18 protein-coding genes are annotated in these 18,787 nt (G+C 70.6%); 7 read left to right on the forward strand and 11 right to left on the reverse strand.

Going from position 1 to position 18,787, the window contains the following annotated elements; translation table 11 throughout:
- Positions 1–6: 6 nt before the first annotated feature.
- Entirely contained in the window at positions 7–873 is an 867-nt protein-coding gene (locus tag BJ983_RS19950) for a LysR family transcriptional regulator (protein ID WP_179795413.1), read from the forward strand.
- Here the strand turns inward: BJ983_RS19950 and aac(3) are convergent, their stop codons facing one another.
- Positions 874–1,671, reverse strand: a complete 798-nt coding sequence (aac(3), locus tag BJ983_RS19955) for an aminoglycoside 3-N-acetyltransferase (RefSeq protein ID WP_179795414.1) — start codon at positions 1,669–1,671, stop codon at positions 874–876.
- Between the two features lie 59 nt (positions 1,672–1,730).
- Between aac(3) and BJ983_RS19960 the strand changes: the two genes are divergently transcribed.
- Positions 1,731–2,003: a metalloregulator ArsR/SmtB family transcription factor gene (locus BJ983_RS19960; protein WP_179795415.1), complete on the forward strand. Its 273-nt coding sequence runs from the start codon at positions 1,731–1,733 to the stop codon at positions 2,001–2,003.
- A gap of 3 nt (positions 2,004–2,006) precedes the next feature.
- Entirely contained in the window at positions 2,007–2,390 is a 384-nt protein-coding gene (locus BJ983_RS19965) for a VOC family protein (protein ID WP_343054265.1), read from the forward strand.
- A gap of 3 nt (positions 2,391–2,393) precedes the next feature.
- Here BJ983_RS19965 and BJ983_RS19970 read toward each other — a convergent pair whose 3' ends face one another.
- The 7 genes from BJ983_RS19970 to mshA form a co-directional block, all read right to left on the reverse strand.
- Positions 2,394–2,681 carry a DUF1330 domain-containing protein gene (locus tag BJ983_RS19970; RefSeq protein ID WP_179795416.1) on the reverse strand — a complete coding sequence of 96 codons (288 nt, stop codon included), beginning with the start codon at positions 2,679–2,681 and terminating at the stop codon, positions 2,394–2,396.
- Positions 2,682–2,685: 4 nt separating this feature from the next.
- On the reverse strand, positions 2,686–2,994 hold the full coding sequence (locus tag BJ983_RS19975) for a hypothetical protein (RefSeq protein ID WP_179795417.1): 309 nt from the start codon (positions 2,992–2,994) through the stop codon (positions 2,686–2,688).
- 420 nt (positions 2,995–3,414) lie between these two features.
- Positions 3,415–3,705 carry a putative quinol monooxygenase gene (locus tag BJ983_RS19980; protein WP_179795418.1) on the reverse strand — a complete coding sequence of 97 codons (291 nt, stop codon included), beginning with the start codon at positions 3,703–3,705 and terminating at the stop codon, positions 3,415–3,417.
- A gap of 70 nt (positions 3,706–3,775) precedes the next feature.
- Positions 3,776–4,312, reverse strand: coding sequence for an ester cyclase (locus tag BJ983_RS19985; RefSeq protein WP_179795419.1), 537 nt, complete (start codon positions 4,310–4,312; stop codon positions 3,776–3,778).
- 319 nt (positions 4,313–4,631) lie between these two features.
- Positions 4,632–6,209 (reverse strand): AMP-binding protein, encoded by a 1,578-nt coding sequence (locus tag BJ983_RS19990; RefSeq protein WP_179795420.1) that lies wholly within the window; start codon positions 6,207–6,209, stop codon positions 4,632–4,634.
- Positions 6,210–6,320: 111 nt separating this feature from the next.
- Positions 6,321–6,803, reverse strand: a complete 483-nt coding sequence (locus BJ983_RS19995; protein ID WP_179795421.1) for a YbjN domain-containing protein — start codon at positions 6,801–6,803, stop codon at positions 6,321–6,323.
- Complete coding sequence (mshA, locus tag BJ983_RS20000) at positions 6,800–8,101, reverse strand: D-inositol-3-phosphate glycosyltransferase (RefSeq protein WP_179795422.1); 1,302 nt, start codon at positions 8,099–8,101, stop codon at positions 6,800–6,802. The genes BJ983_RS19995 and mshA overlap by 4 nt, the downstream gene beginning before the upstream one ends.
- 127 nt (positions 8,102–8,228) lie before the next feature.
- On the opposite strand from mshA, the gene BJ983_RS20005 reads away from it, so the two are divergent.
- Positions 8,229–8,981: an SDR family NAD(P)-dependent oxidoreductase gene (locus BJ983_RS20005; RefSeq protein WP_343054266.1), complete on the forward strand. Its 753-nt coding sequence runs from the start codon at positions 8,229–8,231 to the stop codon at positions 8,979–8,981.
- 17 nt (positions 8,982–8,998) lie between these two features.
- Entirely contained in the window at positions 8,999–11,323 is a 2,325-nt protein-coding gene (locus BJ983_RS20010) for a CHAT domain-containing protein (protein ID WP_179795424.1), read from the forward strand.
- A gap of 31 nt (positions 11,324–11,354) precedes the next feature.
- On the opposite strand, the gene BJ983_RS20015 is transcribed toward BJ983_RS20010, so the two are convergent.
- The 3 genes from BJ983_RS20015 to BJ983_RS20025 all read right to left on the reverse strand — a co-directional run bounded on the left by BJ983_RS20015 (position 11,355) and on the right by BJ983_RS20025 (position 15,384).
- Positions 11,355–12,704 carry a hypothetical protein gene (locus BJ983_RS20015; RefSeq protein ID WP_179795425.1) on the reverse strand — a complete coding sequence of 450 codons (1,350 nt, stop codon included), beginning with the start codon at positions 12,702–12,704 and terminating at the stop codon, positions 11,355–11,357.
- Entirely contained in the window at positions 12,701–14,008 is a 1,308-nt protein-coding gene (locus BJ983_RS20020) for a lipase family alpha/beta hydrolase (protein ID WP_246326397.1), read from the reverse strand. The genes BJ983_RS20015 and BJ983_RS20020 overlap by 4 nt, the downstream gene beginning before the upstream one ends.
- A gap of 344 nt (positions 14,009–14,352) precedes the next feature.
- Positions 14,353–15,384, reverse strand: coding sequence for a UDP-N-acetylmuramate dehydrogenase (locus BJ983_RS20025; protein WP_179795427.1), 1,032 nt, complete (start codon positions 15,382–15,384; stop codon positions 14,353–14,355).
- A 473-nt stretch (positions 15,385–15,857) separates the two neighbouring features.
- Here BJ983_RS20025 and BJ983_RS20030 point away from each other — a divergent pair, with 473 nt between their 5' ends.
- Both BJ983_RS20030 and BJ983_RS20035 read left to right on the forward strand, forming a co-directional pair.
- Entirely contained in the window at positions 15,858–18,062 is a 2,205-nt protein-coding gene (locus BJ983_RS20030; protein WP_179795428.1) for a hypothetical protein, read from the forward strand.
- Between the two features lie 38 nt (positions 18,063–18,100).
- Entirely contained in the window at positions 18,101–18,787 is a 687-nt protein-coding gene (locus tag BJ983_RS20035; protein ID WP_179795429.1) for an NAD-dependent epimerase/dehydratase family protein, read from the forward strand.

Below are 18,787 nucleotides of genomic sequence, written 5' to 3' on the forward strand. Positions count from 1 at the left end.
GCAGGCGTGGAGCTACGGGCGCTGCGGTACTTCGTCGCCGTCGCCGAGGAGCTGCACTTCGGGCGGGCGGCGGAGCGCCTGCACATCGTGCAGCCCGCCGTGAGTCAGCAGGTCGCGCGCCTGGAGCGGGAGCTCGGGGTCGCCCTGCTCGACCGGTCGTCGCGGCACGTGCGGCTCACCGGCCCCGGGGAACGCGTGCTCGCCGCGGCCCGTGAGGCGCTCCTCGCGGCGGACCGGGTGCAGGCGGCGGCGGGCGATCCGGGGACGACGCTGCGGATCGGCACCGCGCCGGCGCTGACCGACCGGTTGGAGCGGGCCGTCGAGGTCCTGCGGCGGGACCGCCCGGGCATGGAGACCGTCCTGCTCGACCTCCCGGCCGCCGACCGTCTCGAGGCCGTGCGCGACGGGCGGCTCGACGTGGCGCTGATGCGCGGGACGCAGTCGGTCGCCGGGCTCACCGTGGTGCCGGTCTGGCACGAGCCGCTGCACGCCGTCCTCGCCGTCGAGCACGCCCTCGCCGACCGGGACGCCGTGTCGCTCGCCGAGGTCGCCGCCGGTCCGTTGTTCGATCTCGACGGCGGGTCGGACCCGGCGTTGCGCGACGCGGCGGTGCGGGCCCTCGGCGACGCCGGGGTCTGCCAGCCGCGGCGCCGTTCGGTCGGCTCCGTGCAGGACCTCGTGGTGGGCGTGGGCGCCGATCCACGGGCGTGGTCGTTGCTGCCCGCGGCCGTGCTCGTCGGCGCCGGATCCCGCCGCGTGCGCGGGGTGCCGCTCGATCCCCCCGTGGACCTGGTCGGCAGCATCGTGGCACCGCCGACGACGCCGGCGGGGTGCGTCCGGGCCCTCGCCGCGGCCTTCGGCGACGCGGCCTGATCAGCGACCGGCCCGCTCCTCCATCCACGCCACGGCGAACGCGCACAGCGGCGCGGCGTCCACGACGAGGCTCGGGGCGTTCCCGACCCGCCCCTCCCGCCCGCCCCCGGCCGCGACGAAGTCGCCCACGACCGTCGCGAAGTAGTCCTCGGCGAACGCGTCGACGACGGGGTGAGCCGTGTCGAACTCCTCGATCCAGCGCCAGGTGACCCCACCCGCCGTCCGGAAGGGGACCTCGTGGCGGACGACGCGCTTGTCGGGCAGGTCGGCGAGGTGCTCCGCGTGGTGGAGCAGCGTGACCGAGTCCCACGGCGCGCCGATCAGCACCACCTTGCCCTCCCGCGCGACGAGCTTCGCCAACGGCGAGCCGGGGCCGTAGCCGTAGTCGAGGGGCTGGTCGGCGGTGAACCACGCGGCCTCGGCCCCGAGTGCGGCGAAGGACGCGCCGGCCGCGGCGCTGCGACAGGCACCCGGCGTCGTCCGGAGGAACTCGGGCAGCACGCCGTTCTCGCGCAGCGCGCGGGAGGACCCGGGGTCGAACGGCGGGACGTGCGGCCGCAGCGCCTCGGGCACCCGCCCGGCGCCGTCGAGCTGGTCGACGTAGGGCGCGTTCCAGTCGGTGTAGGCCAGCACCGTGCCGCCCGGGGAGACGGCGTCGAGGAGGCCGCCGATCACGGTGTCCGGGCCGTCGATCGTCGGGTCGAGTGCGCCCAGAGCCCCGTGGGCGAGCACCGCGTCGCCGGGCGCGAGACCGAGTCCGCGCAGGTCGGCGGCCAGGTCGGCCCGGGTGATCAGCACTCTCGCGACGATAACGACATCCTGGACAGGCAAGTGACTACTTGCCTATCGTGGGCAGCGTGGGGGACGTCTACCGCGCGCTCGCCGACCCCACACGGCGGGCGCTGCTCGACGCGCTCACCGCGACCGACGGCCAGACGTTGTTCGCGCTGTGCGCCGCGCTGCTCGAGCGCGGCCTGTCACCGACCCGGCAGGCCGTGTCCCAGCACCTCACGGTCCTCGAGGAGGCCGGGCTCGTCCGGGTCCGCCGCGAGGGCCGCTACAAGTTCCACGACCTCGACACCCGTCCGCTGCGCGAGATCGCACGACGGTGGCCCGTCCCGGAGGAGTGACCCGTGCCGAAGGTGTCCTACTGCAGCGTGTTCGTCGACGACCAGGATCGCGCGCTGCAGTTCTACCGCGACCTGCTCGGCTTCGAGCTCAAGCACGACGTACCGCTCGGCGAGCACCGCTGGCTCACGCTCACCGCGCCCGGCGACCCCGAGGGCACGCAGCTCCTCCTCGAGCCTGCCGAGCACCCGGCGGTCAAGCCCTTCCGGGCCGCCCTGGTCGAGGACGGCATCCCGGCGACGGCGTTCGGGGTCGACGACGTGACCGCCGAGGTGGAGCGCCTGGCCGGACGCGGCGTGACCGTCGTGATGCCGCCGACGCCCACCGGTCCGGTCACCATGGCCGTCGTCGACGACTCCTGCGGGAACCTGATCCAGCTGTTCTCCTAGGGCTCACACCCCCTCGACGATGCGGATGTCGCGGACCGCGCCGTCTCCGAGGGCCGCGAGGGCCTCCTGGTAGGCCGGGCTCTCGTAGGCGGCGACGGCCTGCTCCACGCTGTCGAACAGGATCAGCGTCGTCCGCTCCCGGGTGCCCTGCTCGAACGCGGCCGCCGCGACGCCGCGCGCCAGGAAGGTCCCGCCGCCGGCGCGCATCGCCGGCCCGGCGAGCGCGACGTACGCGTCGAGCTTCTCCTGGTCACGGATCTCGCGGAAGGTGTTCACCCAGTAGGCACTCATGCGGTCAGCCTGCCCGGTGCGTCCAGCTCCGCGTCCCGACGACGGGTGCGGGCACCCGGGCGAGCGCGACGTTGCGGTGTGCGTTGATCGTGGTCGCGAGAATGTGGGCGTTGCGGGCCACCACCGGGTTGTGCCGCCCGGAGAGGCGCTCCACGGCGCCGTCGAGCAGTTCGACGGCGTGCGCGAGCTCGGCGAGGACGTCCCGGGACCACTGCGTGCGGTCGACGCCCGCCGGACAGAGCCCCGCGCCCTGCTCCGTGAGCTCCAGCAGGTACTCCACGACCTCGTCGACCGACCCGACCTCGTTGCGCATGCCCCTGTCGTACGCCCCGCTCCGCGACGGGCGGACGACGTTGACGAGGTCGAGACGATCGGCCGTGACGCGTTGCTGCGCCCTGCACGCTCGGCAAGATCCGAACGAGCCGCGCGAAGTGATCGATGAGCGAGCACTTCGCGCAGCGGAACAGGATCTTGCACGCGGGCTGGGGGAGTCGGACCCGCTCCACGTCCGCTCCCCAGCGACGTGGAGCGGGTCCGACCATTCGACCAGGGTCCGTGACGTTCCCCGAACATCGCCGGGCCCTGTGCGGTGGGTATGACCCGATCGATGTCGTCGCAATCGTGCGCGATCGGTGTTCTCGATCAAGATCGGCCGGTCGCCGCACGATCGGGGCGAACGAACCGTTCGCGACCCCGCCAGATGTACGAACGACCCGCTCGTCCCCCGAGGCTCTCAGCCGGTCAGCGACCGGACGCCGGCGACCTCGTACTCCGCCACGGACGCCCCGAGGATCTGCGCCGCCTGCTCGTCCCCGGTCCCGTCCCCGCGGAACGACTCGACGTCGGCCTGCGACGCCCACCGCTCGAGGATGTTGATCCGCCCGGCGTCGAGCAGGTCGGCCGACAGGGAGAAGTCGAGGCACCCCGGAGCCGCCCGCGCCTGCTCGACGACCATCACGCACCCGGCGAGGTACTCGTCCCGCTGTTCCGGAGCGACCAGCAGGTGTCCCGCCACGATGACCATGTAGCGATCCTACGGTCGATACGTCCGGTATCGAAAGAGGACTTCCGGACGACGGGGTCGCGCGGCGCCGTCAGTGCGCCGACGCCGGGCGCCGGGCCCGACGTCGGGCCAGCAGCATCCGGGCGAGGTAGACCGGCGTCGGTGGGGTCCAGCCGAGCTGCTGTCCCAGGGACAGGTCGTCGCGGTTGGCCCAGTGCTCGACGATCCGGCCGTCCTGCATCCGGAACCAGTGGGTCTGGGTGACCGCGAACGCCCGCCCTCCGCGCGGCGGGAACACCATCTCCACCGAGGCGTCGTCGGCGTAGGCGGTGAAGGGGCCGGTCTGCCGCCCGCTCATGGTGGTGTGCAGGACCACGAGGTCGCCGTCCCGGACCGCGTCGTGGACCTCCCAGTGCAGGTCGGAGTAGGCCTCGCGCAGCCACCGAGCCGTGGCGTGGAGGGCCTCGGGCCCCCGCCCACGGGCGGCCGACGGCTCGTCCTTCGCCTCCCGATTCGTCGCCTCCGGCCCGTAGACCTCGGCGAGCTCCTCGACGCTCCCGGTGGCCATCAGCTCCAGGGATCGGATGCACGTGGCCTTGTCCGGGTCGGTATTCGTCGTGGTGTCCATCGTCGCCCCCTCCCGGGCCGAGCGTGCACCCGACGTCACGACCGGGGAAGCCTCCGGCCGGACGTACTCCCGACCGTCCCGCTCCGGTCACGCTGCGGAACCGGGGCAGGCCGCCCGGAGCTGCTCTCGGTGGACGATCTACCCCCACCGGGAGCACGACGACGGGCGGCGACCCCGTGAGAGCGTCACTCGAGACCTCCGGGGCCGGCGCGCCACCGCCCGTCCATGATCACCGGGACGTCGCGGATCTGCGTACCAAGCCTCCGGATCCGCGACATCTCGGTGATCTTGTGCCCGCCGCCCGTCGTCGGGCAGGCCCCTACGCGTTCTCGCGGGCGCGGAGGTCCTTGCGCAGGATCTTGCCGGAGCCCGACTTCGGGATCTGGTCGATGAACTCCACGACGCGCACCTTCTTGTGCGGGGCGATGCGGTCGGCGACGAAGGACATGACGTCGTCCTCGGAGATCTCGGCGCCCTGCTGCTTCACGACGAAGGCCTTGGGGATCTCCTCGCCCTCGGCGTCCTTGACCCCGATCACCGCGGCGTCGGCGATCGAGTCGTTGGTCAGGAGCAGCGCCTCGAGCTCGGCCGGCGGGACCTGGTAGCCCTTGTACTTGATGAGCTCCTTGACCCGGTCGACGATGTAGAAGACGCCCTCGTCGGTCACGGTCGCGACGTCACCGGTGTGCAGGTAGCCGTCGGCGTCGAGCGTGTCGGCGGTGGCCTCGGGGTTGTTGAGGTACTCGCGCATGACGTTCGGGCCCTTGACCCAGAGCTCGCCGCGCTCGCTCTCCTCGCCGGTCTCCGGGTCGACGATCTTGCACTCGATGTTGGGCAGCGCGACGCCGATCGAGGAGAGGTCCATGTCGGGCCGGTCCTCGGGCATGGCGTGGCTGACCGGCGACAGCTCGGTCATCCCGTAGCCCTGGAACACCTTGCAGTTCAACCGCTTCGCCACCTTGTGGCCGAGGTCGGCGTCCAGCGCGGCCGCCCCGGAGAAGACGATGTCGACGCAGTCGATGTCGTACTGCTCCACCATCGGGTGCTTGGCGAGCGCGACGGCGATCGGCGGCGCGATGTAGATCCGGTCGACGCGGTGCTCGGAGACGATCCGCAGGAACTCCGCGAGGTCGAACTTCGGCATCGTCACGACGGCGGCGCGCTGGTAGATGCCGTTGTTCATCATCACGGTCATGCCGTAGATGTGGAAGAACGGCAGGACCGCGAGGATCTTCGACTCGGGGGTCGTCCGCTGCATCTCCGCGAACTGCACGAGGTTGGCCACGAGGTTGCGGTGCGTCAGCACCACACCCTTGGCGCGCCCCGTGGTCCCCGACGAGTACGGCAGCGCCGCCACGTCGTCGCCGCTCAGCGCGACGCTGGGCCGCTCGGCGGTGGTGGTGAGCAGGTCGGCCAGGGCGTTCTCCGGCAGCGGGGTCGACGCCTCGTCGCGCGACGCGTCGAGGAGCACGACCTCGGTGACGGCGAGGCCCTCCTCGCGCAGCGCCGCCCGCGCCCGGTCGAGGAACGCCGAGACGGTGACGAGCACCTTCGCGCCCGAGTCGCGCAGCTGGAAGGCCAGCTCGTCGGGGGTGTAGAGCGCGTTCACCGTCGACACCGCGACCCCCGCGGCGAGCGCGCCGTGGAAGACGACGGGGTAGTACGGGGTGTTCGGCGCGAAGACGGCGATGACGTCGCCCCGCCCGAGACCGCGCTCGCCGAGCGCCGCCGCGAACCGGTCGACGCCCTGGGCGAGCTCGCCGAAGGTCATGGTGCGGCCCGACGGCCCGTCGATGAGGGCGATCCGGTCGGTGTGCTCGCCCAGGTCGGAGAAGAGGAACTCCGGCAGCCCGACGTCGGGAATGTCGATGTCGGCGAAGGGACTACGCACGGTCATGCAGCGGCTCCTCGGAGTGCGTCAGCTGGGTCACACCAACCTACCGAGCAGTACCGCCGAGGGCACGCGAAGTCACCGACGAATCGGACAATCTGGCCGGGCCCCGCTCCGCTACGTCTCCGTCACCAGGTGCTGGAACGCCCTCAGGTTCGCCAACGACTCGCCGCGCGACTCCCGCCAGGCCCACTCCCGCCGGATCGACGTCGCGAAGCCGAGCTCGATCAGCGTGTTGAAGTCGCCGTCGCCCGCCTCGAGCACCTGCCCCAGGACGCGGTCGAGCTCGTCGTCGGTCACGGCGTGCCGCGCGACGCGCCCCACGAGGTGGATGTCGCCGACGTCGTCGACGCAGTAGTGCACGCCGTAGAGACGCGTGTTCCGCCGCAGCAGCCAGCGGTAGACGCCCTCGAAGTTCTCGTCGGGCCGCCGGCACACGAAGGCCTCGACGAGCAGCGCGTGCGGGGTGAGCACGAGCCAGCAGTTGGTCTGCAGCTTCTTCGTGCCGGGCAGGGTGACGAAGAAGCTGTTCTCGTCGCGCCGCTGGTAGCCGAGCTCGCGCTCGTCCAGGGCGGCCGCGATGACGTCGGGCAGGCTCACACCGCCACCTCCCGCGGGGCGAGCCGTGCAGCGGCCGCCTCGGCGTAGGTGGCGAGCAGGGCGTCGGTGGTGCGGTCCCACGAGAACGCCTGCGCGTGCTCGATCGCGCCGGCCGCGAGACGGCCGCGGGTGGCCCGGTCGACCGCGGCGCGCTCGAGGGCCGAGGCCCAGGACCCGGCGCTGTGGTCGTCGACCAGCAGCCCCGACCGACCGTCGGACACGGCCACCGGCAGCCCGCCCACTGCGGCGGCCACGACGGGGGTGCCGCAGGCCTGGGCCTCGAGCGCCACCAGCCCGAACGACTCGGAGTGGCTCGGGACCGCGACGACGTCGGCCGCGCGGTACACCTCGGCGAGCGCGGCGCCCGCGCGAGGACGGAGGAATCTCACGACGTCGGTGATACCCAGTTCCTCGGCGAGATCGACGAGCACCCGCGGCTGGGCGAGGCCGGACCCCGACGGCCCGCCGACCACCAGCACGGTCAGGCGGGACCGAAGGTCCGGACGACGGGCGATCATCTCGGCCGCCGCGCGCAGCAGGACGTCCGGCGCCTTGAGCGGCTGGATGCGCCCGACGAAGGCGAGCACGACGTCGTCCTCCCCCATCCGCGCCCCGGCCTCCCGGGACAGCGCGGCCCGCGCCGCGGCGCGGTCGCGGGACGGGGTGAAGGTCGCCAGGTCGACGCCCGGGGCCACGGTGCGGACCGCCTCCGGGTCGGCGTCGTACAGCTCGATGAGGGCCTCGGCCTCGGCCGGGGTCGAGGCGACGAGCCGGTCGGCCTCGGCGACGACCTGCTCCTCGCCGACCACCCGACCGAGCGGCTCCGGGGTGTCGCCGACGGCCAGCGAAGCGTTCTTCACCTTCGCGAGGGTGTGCGCGGTGTGCACCAGCGGCACGCCCCACCGGTCGCGCAGCAGCCAGCCGACCTGCCCGGAGAGCCAGTAGTGGGAGTGCACGACGTCGAACCAGCCGGGCTCCTGGCGGGCCTCGTCGCGCAGCACGCCGGCGGTGAACGCGCACAGCTGGCCCGGCAGGTCCTCCTTGCCCAGCCCGCCGAACGGCCCGGCCACGACGTGGCGCACCAGCACGCCGGGCGCGAGCTCGGCGACGGGGGGCAGGTCGGACGCCGTCTGCCGGGTGAAGATCTCCACCTCGACACCGCGGCGGGCCATCTCCTTGGCCGTCTGCACGACGTAGACGTTCATGCCGCCCGCGTCGCCGGTCCCGGGCTGGGCCAGCGGGGACGTGTGCACCGAGATCACCGCGACCCGCCGTGGTCTGCGCCGTACCGATGCCAAGACCCTCGGCCTCGGCCGCGATGGGGCCGTGCCGTCCGTCGCCGCCCTCGCCGCCGGAATCACGGCCCACAGCTTAGGCAACGACCAGATCGCCGTCCGTCCGAAAAGCGTCCTAGGGTGGCCGGTCGTGACCACTCCCACGGAGAAGCCGCTCGTCGTCGTGACCGGAGCCAGCTCCGGGATCGGGGCGGCCACCGCCCGCGCCCTCGCGGCCGACGGCTGGCACCCGGTCCTCGGCGCCCGTCGTCAGGACCGCCTCGCCGAGATCGCCGAGGAGATCGGCGGCACCGCCCTCGCCCTCGACGTGACCGACGCGGCGTCGGTCGAGACGTTCGCCGCGCAGGTCCGCGAGCTCGGCACGGTGCGCGGGCTGGTCAACAACGCCGGGGGCGCCAAGGGCACCGAGAAGGTGATCGAGGGCGACGAGGAGCACTGGCGCTGGATGTGGGAGTCCAACGTGCTCGGCACCATGCGCGTGACGAAGGCCCTGCTCGGAGACCTCATCGCCTCCGGCGACGGGCACGTCGTCACCATCACCTCGATCGCCGCCCTCGAGGTCTACGACGGCGGATCCGGCTACACCGCGGCCAAGCACGCCGAGGGCGCGCTGCACCGCACCCTGCGCGGGGAGCTGCTCGGGGAGCCGGTGCGGGTCACCGAGATCGCCCCGGGCGCGGTGGAGACGGAGTTCGCGCTGGTCCGCTTCGACGGCGACCAGGAGCGGGCCGACAAGGTCTACCAGGGCATCACGCCGCTGGTCGCCGAGGACGTGGCCGCCACGGTCGCCTTCGTCATGAGCCGCCCGTCGCACGTCAACATCGACACGATCGTGCTCAAGCCGCGCGACCAGGCGACCGGGATGCGGTTCAACCGGAGGTAGGTGCGAGGGGGCGCGTGATGACGAGGGGCGAGGTCGTGGACAGTGGCGCAGATGCGTGTCATGACTTGGCAAGGCGTCTCGTTTCCCGCGACGACCTGCTCCAGCTCGCCCTCGAGTCGGAGGACGCGGTCGGGATCGTCGGGAGCCGGGGGGACGCGTGCCGGAGCACTTCGGGGACGGAGGTGTTTGAAGCCGCGGTGAGCCTCCACCGACAAGGAGCGATGGGTGGAGCCGATGTCGAGCGCGCGTCGACGGATACTTCGCGAGGGCAGTTCCTCGCTAACGCGGCCTCGATCGGGCGCTTCGGTCTCCTGCTCGGGCTCTCGGTTCGAGGCGCCGACGATCCGACAGCCCTTTACGCCCGGGCACTGGCGGAGATGCGACCTCTCCGCGACGGGCCTCGTCGGGGCAGCGCGGACCGCGAGGACCTTCCGATCGGTGTCCGCACGACTCGCATGTACATCCGGTCCCTCCGCCTCGACGGGCGCGAGACAGAGGCTGCGGCGCTCGCGGCCCAGGACGACGCGTACTTCCACGGGAGCGGGGCCGAACAGTACCGAGGCGCCTTCGCGTTCGAGGCTGCCGCGTGCGCGCTCGCGCTCGCCAGCGGGCCATCCCCGATTGCTCGGAACGATGCCGAGTTCTGGTGCTCGGAGCGATCCGCTCGCTGGCCGTCGCGCGCCCGCTACCACCTCACACTCGCTCTGACGGCTCTCGCCTCGTCCAATGCCCGACGCGCCGAGCAGCACCTCACGCACGCGGCGGGTCACCTGCGTGAGCACGGCACCTCGTCGACCTGGTGCACGGTGCTCTGGCTCTCCGTCCTGCTGGCGTATGCCGACGTCCTCGTCCTGCGTGACGCACCCGAGGCTGCGGGCGCTGCCACCTCCGAAGCGTTGGAGCGAGTGGAGAGCCTCCGCAGCCGATGGAACGTCGTTTCGCGCTCAAAAAGCCCACTCTCGGTCGCGATCCGGTCGCTGTACGGCGACATCGCGAGGATCGCGGCGCAGCTGGGGCCGTACGGGGCTTCGCTGGGGTTGCGGGTGACTGCGTCGGCCAAGCAGACCGGGTTCGCCGCGCTCCTGCGAGCTGAGCGCGTCGACCTTGATGATCGCGTGGCAGGCATTCTGGATGACATCCTCGTTGCTGAGCAGCGCCTCGAGGACGACGAGCTGTGGGAAGAGGACCGAACGCGATTGCGCGTCGAGCTACGGGAACTTCGCGACGAGCTACAGAAGACCATCTCGCCGTTGCTCGCCGACCTGGTGCTCCCCGCGCAGGTCTCCGTCGCCCAGATCATCGAGGCGCTCGACGGCCGCTGTTACCTCGACGTCGTGCGACTGCCGCTGATAGCGCAGCCTGGCCATCGGGGACATCGCGCATGGTTCCGTACATTCGTCGGGATCGATGGAAGCGTCGAGTTCGAGCAGGTCGACACCGGCGAGGTCCCCGAACTTGATGCGGAGGGAACGGACGGGATGCGGGCCCTGCGGTTTGCGCACCGTGACGACCGACGGTGGAGGCGCCTCGGCGCAGCTCTGCTCCCACCAACGCTTTGCGGTCTCCTGGCCAGCGCGACCCGGCAGAGGCCGCTCCCGCTCGTCGTCTCCTCCCACGACCTCCTCCTCTTCCTCCCCTGGGCTGCTCTCGTGGTAGACGACGTGAGCACGGCTCTCGTCGAACGCGCAATGCTCGCCCAGGTTCCCGCGGCAAGTTGCATCGTGGCCGAAGACGTCCTGTCGGTCACCGGGCCGGCGCTCGTGTGTCTGGTGGCCCCCCTGCAAGCGACGCCGCAACGACCAGGTCGATCTGGGGTGCAGATCGACCGCGAGCGTGAGGCGTGGGGCATCGACGGGCCCATTGCAGAGCATCCACTGCGACGCTGCGAGCTGGACGGGCGGACGCCCCCGACGGCCTTAGGGAGTGGGTTTGCAGAAGCACTCGGCCGCGAAGAGTACGGCGTGGTCCACATCGCAGCGCACGGCAGCGGCTCAGGCCTCCAACAGGAAATGTTCCTCCCGGAGAGCCTAAGCGCCGCACGGGCCATGACGATGCGGTGGCCGGCCGCGGTACTGCTCGCCGTCTGTCATGCGGGGCGGCTGGCCCACGCGACCGACGTCGAGCCTCTCGGGCTGGCTCTCGCCGTCCTCGTCACTGGAGCGCGCTGTGTCGTGGGCGGTATCCAGGACGTCGATGACGCAGCGACCGGCACGCTCGCAGCGGCCGTGGTGTTCCGGCTGCGCGCCGGATACCCCCTCGACCGCGCGTTGCGCGAAGCCCAGCTGCAACTGGTCGACCGCCGACCTCTCGACTGGGCGTTTCTCGCCGCACTCGTGCGATGAGGCTGTCGACCACGTCGCGAACGCCGCGTGGTTACAGGCCGTCCACGGCGTCGAGTGCCCGCTCGACGCGCGCTCGGCGACCCCCGTCGGCCGCAGACCGGTCGAGCATGTGCCATCGCCGTCGCCACGAAGCGTAGCCGCCGTCCACCCCGAACGTCCGGCGCATCTCGCCGATCTCTCGCAGATACGCCGGCATGGTTGCGCTACCGATGACATTGGCGTCGCCCCGCTGTCGCCCGTCGCTGCCTGGCTCGGCGAGCCAGGACGACAAGGCCTCCACCGCCTCGTCGCCGAGGTGGTCGATCTCTAGGCACTGCGCGAACGAGAGCCGTGACGGCAACGTCGATCCGGGAGCGAGCAGTGCGGCGGTGAGACGGAGCTGGACCACCGACCTGGCATGGTCCGGCAGCAGTTCCCACGTAGTGCCGTCGCCCCGCCGAACGTCCGATTCGACGGCTCGGTAGGACGCCCTGAACCGCTCGAACAGTGCGTTACGTGCCTCGGCCCAGGTTGCGTGGCCCCCGCTCGGGACCCGCTTCTGTCGCTCGAGCATGAAGCTGACGGGCAGGAGCAGAAGCAGGGCACGCGCGGTCATGATCCCGGGGTTGCGGTATGCGGTCGCCAGCGCCATTCGATCGGCACCGACGGACTCGACGAGCCCTCCCATGGCCTCGATGCGTGCCACGAGGTCGAGGGCCTCGCCGCCGCGGGCTGCCCCCGTCGTGAGATCGCGGAAGATGTCCTGCAACCACCGCGTCTCCTCGCGCGGGCTCCGCAGACCGGACTCGACGTCCTCCGCCCATCCTGTCAGGAGGCGCTCAGCGACGCGGCACGCCGTCCCGGTCTCGGCGAGCAACAGCTGTAGCTGGGTCTCGCGTAGCGCAGTCAGGTAAGCAGCGTCCTCTGCCACAAGGTTTTCCTCGAAGAGGACGTACTTGATACGACTCTCCCGGTGCAGCTGCCACGCGTCCGCATAACCACGCGCCGTGTCACGCTTCGACGCCACCAGTGCTGCCGCACGCACCGCTCCGAGCGCCCGTGGCGCGAGTTCGGGCCACCCGAGTGGCACCGAGGCCTGATAGAGGCGGGAGACGAGATCAGCGGCCCCCATGCTGCGGGCCCGCTCGTCGATCTCGGACAGAGTTTCGAAACCGGGCCGGACCTGGTTGGTGAGCAGCCAGGAGGTCTCGTAGATCAACCATCCGAACAGCCAGAGCCGGGCACGGACATCGTCGGGAGGTAAAGGGGTCTCCAACTCGTCGCGCAGCCGCCGGTACTCCTCGGCGTCGGCCTCGATGCGGGCGACGAGGTCCTTGTCGACGACGATGGTCCTCGCCCGCACGCCGAGACAGAGTACCTCCAGTTCTTCGGTGTCCATCATGTCGTCGATCCCGTCGTCCGCATCGACTCGGTCGCTCCCGCTCCACCGAGCGCGACGAGCCAGTCCGAGACCGGCGGAGCCGTCTCGGCTCCCGTTTCCGCGACGGTGAGCCAGTACCCACCCTCGTCGAGGGGTGGCAGGCGAGCCGCCCACCGCGAGCCGTCGTCGGTGTCCATCGGCCCGCAGTGCACGACAGGCCCCTCGTCCCCGTCGCGGCGTAACACGCAGGTCAGTCGGACGTCGGGCGATGCGCCGTACTTCTCCGGCCGAATCTCGGCACTCACGTCGACCGGCTCATGCGCCGGATACGCGTCGGCGACGTCGAGGCCGATCGCTGGGTCCGTTGAGCGCACCCCCGTCGTCACCGGCCCCGAACCCTGCAGGAGGACCTCGATGTCCTCGATGCACCGGGCCGCCGCGACCATCGGGCCGTGCCGCTCGTTGACGTAGGGCGTGGTCAGAAAGCGTTGCTGCTCCCACGGGATCGCCGCGAGTGCGGGGACGGTCCCGTCCCCGGCCTCCACTGCGTCCTTGCCTTGGATCCACGGCGGCCGTCGCTTGCTGGAACGTAGTCTCTTGCCGTCCCAGGTCGCGTGCATCAGAGTCGGGTGCCACCGACTTCGATAGGCGTGGCAGGCGGTCTCGGCCATCCGCGCAGTCCACTCCTCGTTCATCCGGGTGTGGACTGCGGCAGCGTCGTTCAGGCGTTGCGCGATGTGCGGCAGCCCGAGATCGGATGGGCACGTCCCGACCGGGTCGTCGGCTTGGGCAGTGAGATCGTGAACCGCTCGATACTGTGGCGCCAGCTCGTGGGCCCCTGGCCATTCTCGGAGTAGCTCAAGCGCCCCACCATGGCCGAGCCACCACGGCAACAGTCCGTTGACCAGCCGATCCAGCGCCTTCGGGGCTCCGGCAAAGGGAGTCCCGAGCGTCACGACCGCGCGACAGCGTTCCCAGTTCCCCTGTGCCACCCACTGCCGCGCCACCAGACCACCCATCGAGTGGCCGACCACGACGACCTTGTCGGGCTCTCCACTCCAGCCCAATGCCTCGAGGCGCCGATCCACTTCCCAGTTCAGGCGCTGTGCCGTGTCCACGATACTCGCGCGGAAATCATAAGGAAACGCCACGACTCTCGATCCGAGACGAACCTTCGCGGGGTCTCCGTCATCAGCCGGTCGCCCCGCGGAGAAACGGCTCTCGAGTGCCGAGAGAAGGCCCTCATAACCAGGCACACTGCCAAAGGCGGGAAAAAGGGTCCGACTAGCGATGAGTCGTGTCGGTCGAAGGTCCGCGCGAGCCATCCGCTCGGGGCGCAGGAATAGATCGGCCAGCGCACGTCGACTGGGACGCCACACCGATTCGCCCTGCGAAGTCGTCAGTTCACTTCCTCCAATGCCCGGAACGAGAACGATGAGAACGTCGTGCGGCTCGCTGGACGTCACGAAGGAATCTCCCGGAACGCGATCCACGCAGCCGCGACACGGCGTCGCGATGCGGCAGGATCAGAAGGAAACCGAGAATTCGCAATACGAACAAGCGACCGTACGGGTGACGTTCCGAACGCCGACCGCGCGGACGTCCCGCTGCGGCTTCCCGGGCACGGTTGCGCAGAACCACAGGCCGTCCGCAGTCCCGCAGTCCTGGTTCAGGCGAGCGCCCCGGTCTCGTCGAACGCGCAGTTCACGAGGTCGCACTCTGGGCCGAGGCGGATGTCAAAGGCCTTCTCGACACCGTCGCGAACATGCGCCGCGAAGGTCATGATGTCCGCCGTCGTCGCCCCGCCCCGGTTGGTCACTGCCAAGGCGTGCTTCGAGGACAGGGCGACCGTCCCACGACCGAACCGGCGGCCGTAGCCGGGTGGGAACCCCGCGTGGTCGATCAGCCAGCCGGCGGGCAGCTTGATACCCGCCGGGTCCGGATAGCGGGGACACGCCGCCGCCTTCTCCGGAACCTCCGTGAGCACTGGGTTGATGAAAAACGAACCCACGCTCCACGTGTCGTGATCGTCAGGGTCCAGGACCATTCTTCGTTCGGATCGCAACCCAAGTACGGCCGTGCGGACCGCAGTCGTCGGCGCCGTCTGCCGCGTGGGGATGTCGAGCCGCGCAGCGAGGTCGGCGAAGTGGATCGGCGCGGACTTCGTCGTACGCCGGAGCCCGAAGGTGAGGTCGAGGACCACCCACCGGTCGGAGTGCTTGAACGCCGACTGACGATGACTCACGAAGCCGCAGTGCTCGGGGCCCCAGGTCTCGACCTCACCGCTCGCGCGGTCGTACACGGTCAGTGAGTGGAGCAGTTCGGACGTGAGGGTCCCGTAGGCTCCGACGTTCTGGACTGGCGTACCACCGGCCGTCCCCGGGATGCCGGACAGTGGTTCGAGACCGCCGAGTCCCGCGGCGAGCGAGGCGACCACCACGTCGTCCCATGCGGCGCCCGCGCCCACGGTGAGGAACTCTCCCCGGACGTCGATGTCGGCAGCCGCCGTCTGGACGACCAGCCCGTCGAAACCCTGGTCGCCGACGACGAGGTTCGACCCGCCTCCCATCACCAGAACCGGCCGCCCTTCGGCGTCGGCATCACGTACTAGGTCCACCAACTCCTGCGCAGAGCGCGCTCGGGCGAGTTCGCCGATCGGTCCGCCGACACGCATGGTCGTGAGCTCGCTGAACGTCGTCATCGACCTGGAGGATACCTACGCCGCGCCGATAGCAGACCGGGCCCGTACCTACTCCGACCCGGGCGGGCACCGGCATCGCGCGGAAGCGCGCGGAGCAGGAAGCGCCACGTACCCGCGACAGCGGGAGCCGCCGTGAGCAGGGCCTCTGCCGCGTTCTCCCCCGCGGCTATCGTCAGGACCCCGACCAGCAGTCCCCCGGCCACGGCTAGCACCATCGCCAGCACGTCGCGTCCGGCGGGCCTCCTCGTCCGACTCGACATCATCGCCCTCCTTCATGTGGAGGGACCAGCAAAGCCCGAGAGCTCATCCTCCGCCCGAAGGTGCGGCGAGCCCGGCCAATGTCGGAGCGACGCCGCCTCGGAGGAGCGCTCGTCCAGACAATGTCGGGTTCTGTCACGGCTCGCGGGAACCGGGCGCTCGTGTAGGACGTTCAGGATCGAAGGAGACCTCGATCACAGGCGGCGCGGAGGGGCATGATGGCAAGCAGCGGTCCGCACGAAGAGTTCGAGGCCTTGGTCGACATGCAGGTCGATCTCCTCCGAGGACGGGTGTCGTCGGCTGAGACGGTCGCACAGCGGCTGGGGCTCCTGGCCGGCTTCCACCTCGATCAACGCGGGAACTGGCGTCCCGACGGGCTCTGTCTGGTGCGCCGGCTCCTCGACGAGCTCGTCGGGAGGTGGCAGCGCGACCCATCGGGTCAGCGGTTCTACAACGGCGTCCGTCCGGATGAGGTCGCCAACGTGGTCCGGGCGATGTGGGGCATCACCCGCTACCCGATGAGTGCCTCCGGGGCGCTCGATCACGTGGGCGTCGACGTCGCCGATCGCACGGCGGACAGGTGGTCCCGTCTCGTGCTCCGCCAGTGTGCGAGCAAGCTTGGTGAGCTGACGGCGGTGAGCAGCCCTCAACGCATCGCACACCCGGGTGCACTCCGTCCCTGCTGGGGCGCACAGCCGGCGGAAACATGGCCGCCGGCGGGTCACGACGGAAGGGCGGCGAACGAGCGCGGACGGCTGCTGTGGCGCGCCCGCACACACCTCGAGGGCTTCGACGCGCTCAGTGACCATGAACTGGTCGCCCTACTTCGGGAGACCGTGGGCGAGCGCCTTCTCACCTACCTGAGTGCCGACGCCGTGGCCGCACCGTTCCGACACGCACGACACCACGTGATCGCGCAATGGAATCGGGTCGATCCGCACGCCTGGCACGCGCCTGTCCCCGGCCCCCGGGTCGCGAAGGTCACCCGCGACTACGTACGTGCCATTCCAGCGATCAGCCAGATGCTGTTCTACGAGGCTGTCGAGGACGGTGCGTCGCTGCGACGAACCGCGTCCGGTCGCCTGGGTGTCGAACGTTTCACCGCTTCCCTCCCCGCAATCACCAAGGGGTCCCTCGTCGCGGTGCGGGATCTGGTGGTCGACGGGATCGATGTCCGCGAGCACCCGATCGTGACCTGCACGCCCCCGCCCGACTCGGCCCGCCGTTCGTGGGATGGAACCGATCCAGAATCTGCCGACGGCGCCGAAGGATACGCAGCCTTCATCGGCACGCTCGCCGTCGCCGACAAGCGCCGGTACGCGCACAACTACATCGCGACTCGCCCTGCCCGGGTCGCCGACATCTGCGACGAGCGGAGCGCCGAGAGGATCGCACTTGCGGACCACCGCGTGCAGCTCAACCTCGTCACCACGGAGGACGTCCCGCTCATCCGGGCCCTGTCGCGCTCAATGAGCGAGCACCCCGTACACCGCCGGCCCGAACTGCTCGCTCATCGCGCCCGCGCCATGATCATCATGCACAACAAGGCCAACGTTCCCGAGCGAGCCTATCGGTTCGGCCTGCACGCCCTGGCCTCCCTTCGCGAGGCCGTCGCGGCGGCGGCGGTCGATCCGATCGCCGAAATCGAGGCTGCCCATCAGATAGACCTCGCCTTGGCCGGAGTGCACGTCCGCGCGCTCGAACGACTCTTTCTTGAACGAGGTCCGGACCGCGACGGAGTCGCACGATACGCGCGCGCCGCGCTCTGGTGGTCATCCTCGGCCCTCGAGCGACTTCACTTCCTCGCCCGGCCGGACATCCGAGGCGGTCTCCCTGAGAGGCACTACACCGACGGTCGAATCGCATCGCGCGCGTGGAACGTCCAGACGCGCCTCATCTGGCTGCGAACTCTCGTCGCTGTCCGGACCGCGCTCGAGGCCGGGCTCCTCGTCGACGACGACCTCCGACGTGGCCGCTCCGGCACTCTCGACGTTCCCGGTCCGAGCACCGACAGCCTCGCTCAGTGCGAACTCAGCTGCCTCCGCGTGCTCTACCGGGAGTTCGTGACCCGCCCCGAGATCGGGCCAGCCAAACAACTGGAGTTCACGCGCACAGCCCTGTGGCTCGCGCTGCTCGACCGTGGCACCCTTCCGTTGGAGCAGGAACTCGCCGCGGGATTGAAGGACCTCGACTTCCTCGACGCGGACCCGGCGGGCATCGGGCCGGGTGCGTCTGGCCTCGTCGACATCACGAGACTCGTCGAGTGGCTCGCCGCGCCGGGCAGGACGGCGGACGCCGGCGTGCTCAGCTGGCTACCCGAGTCCGGGAAGGTCTATCGCACTCTGGATCGCACCAGCGAGGGACGGCTGAGGTACTTCCGCAGTATCGAGCGCCGACCGACCGTGGCGTCCCACGACTGACGAGCACGCTGTCCCAAACCGCGGGGGAGGATGGAGGCGTGAGCAGAATCGTTATCACGGGAGCGTCGGGGGTCATTGGCTCGGTACTCGTCCGGGGGCTGCGAGGTCACACGGTGCGAGGTGTCGACCTCCCCGAACAGGACCTCACGTCGGAGGGCGAAGCCACGCGGGCAGCACTCGACGCAGACCAGATCGTCCACCTGGCGTGGAACACGAGGGTGGAGAACTTTCTCTCGGATCGGATCGACCCAGCCAATGCGGGTATGACGAGATCCGTTCTCGCTGCTGCTGTGCATGCAGGAGTCGGACGAGTCGTCGTCGCCAGCTCCGTGCACGCCGACGAGTATCCCGCCCCGGCGGACGTCCATCTCCTCTCGAGCGATCGCGTCTCCCGTCCGACGAGCCTCTACGGCGCCGACAAGGTCTTCTGTGAGGCCCTCGGTCGCGTCTACGCCTCGCGGGGGCCCGAGGTGGTGGCCGTGCGGTTCGGAGGGGTGAACCGGGCGGACCAGGTGCCCACCGGTTGCACGACCGAGCGCGCTGTATGGCTTAGCCACCGCGACTGCGTCGGGCTGCTCCAAGCGATCCTCGATGCCCCGGTACGAGCACGTACCTACTCGTGTCTCTACGCCGTGTCGGCGAACGCCGGGCGATGGCACGACCTGGACAACCCTTTTGGATGGTCACCATCGGATTCAGACGAGGCCCGCGCCGCCACCACCTGA

This window comes from Actinomycetospora corticicola (assembly GCF_013409505.1).
GTDB classification, from domain to species: Bacteria; Actinomycetota; Actinomycetes; order Mycobacteriales; family Pseudonocardiaceae; genus Actinomycetospora; species Actinomycetospora corticicola.

Coding starts and splice junctions, on each gene's coding strand:
- BJ983_RS19970 (WP_179795416.1), bottom strand. CDS start 2,681: ATGAGTGCCTACTGGGTGAACACCTTCCGCGAGATCCGTGACCAGGAG.
- BJ983_RS20030 (WP_179795428.1), top strand. CDS start 15,858: ATGATGGCAAGCAGCGGTCCGCACGAAGAGTTCGAGGCCTTGGTCGAC.
- BJ983_RS19985 (WP_179795419.1), bottom strand. CDS start 4,312: ATGGACACCACGACGAATACCGACCCGGACAAGGCCACGTGCATCCGA.
- BJ983_RS20025 (WP_179795427.1), bottom strand. CDS start 15,384: ATGACGACGTTCAGCGAGCTCACGACCATGCGTGTCGGCGGACCGATC.
- BJ983_RS20010 (WP_179795424.1), top strand. CDS start 8,999: ATGACGAGGGGCGAGGTCGTGGACAGTGGCGCAGATGCGTGTCATGAC.
- BJ983_RS19975 (WP_179795417.1), bottom strand. CDS start 2,994: ATGCGCAACGAGGTCGGGTCGGTCGACGAGGTCGTGGAGTACCTGCTG.
- BJ983_RS19990 (WP_179795420.1), bottom strand. CDS start 6,209: ATGACCGTGCGTAGTCCCTTCGCCGACATCGACATTCCCGACGTCGGG.
- BJ983_RS20015 (WP_179795425.1), bottom strand. CDS start 12,704: ATGATGGACACCGAAGAACTGGAGGTACTCTGTCTCGGCGTGCGGGCG.
- BJ983_RS19980 (WP_179795418.1), bottom strand. CDS start 3,705: ATGGTCATCGTGGCGGGACACCTGCTGGTCGCTCCGGAACAGCGGGAC.
- BJ983_RS20020 (WP_246326397.1), bottom strand. CDS start 14,008: ATGGCTCGCGCGGACCTTCGACCGACACGACTCATCGCTAGTCGGACC.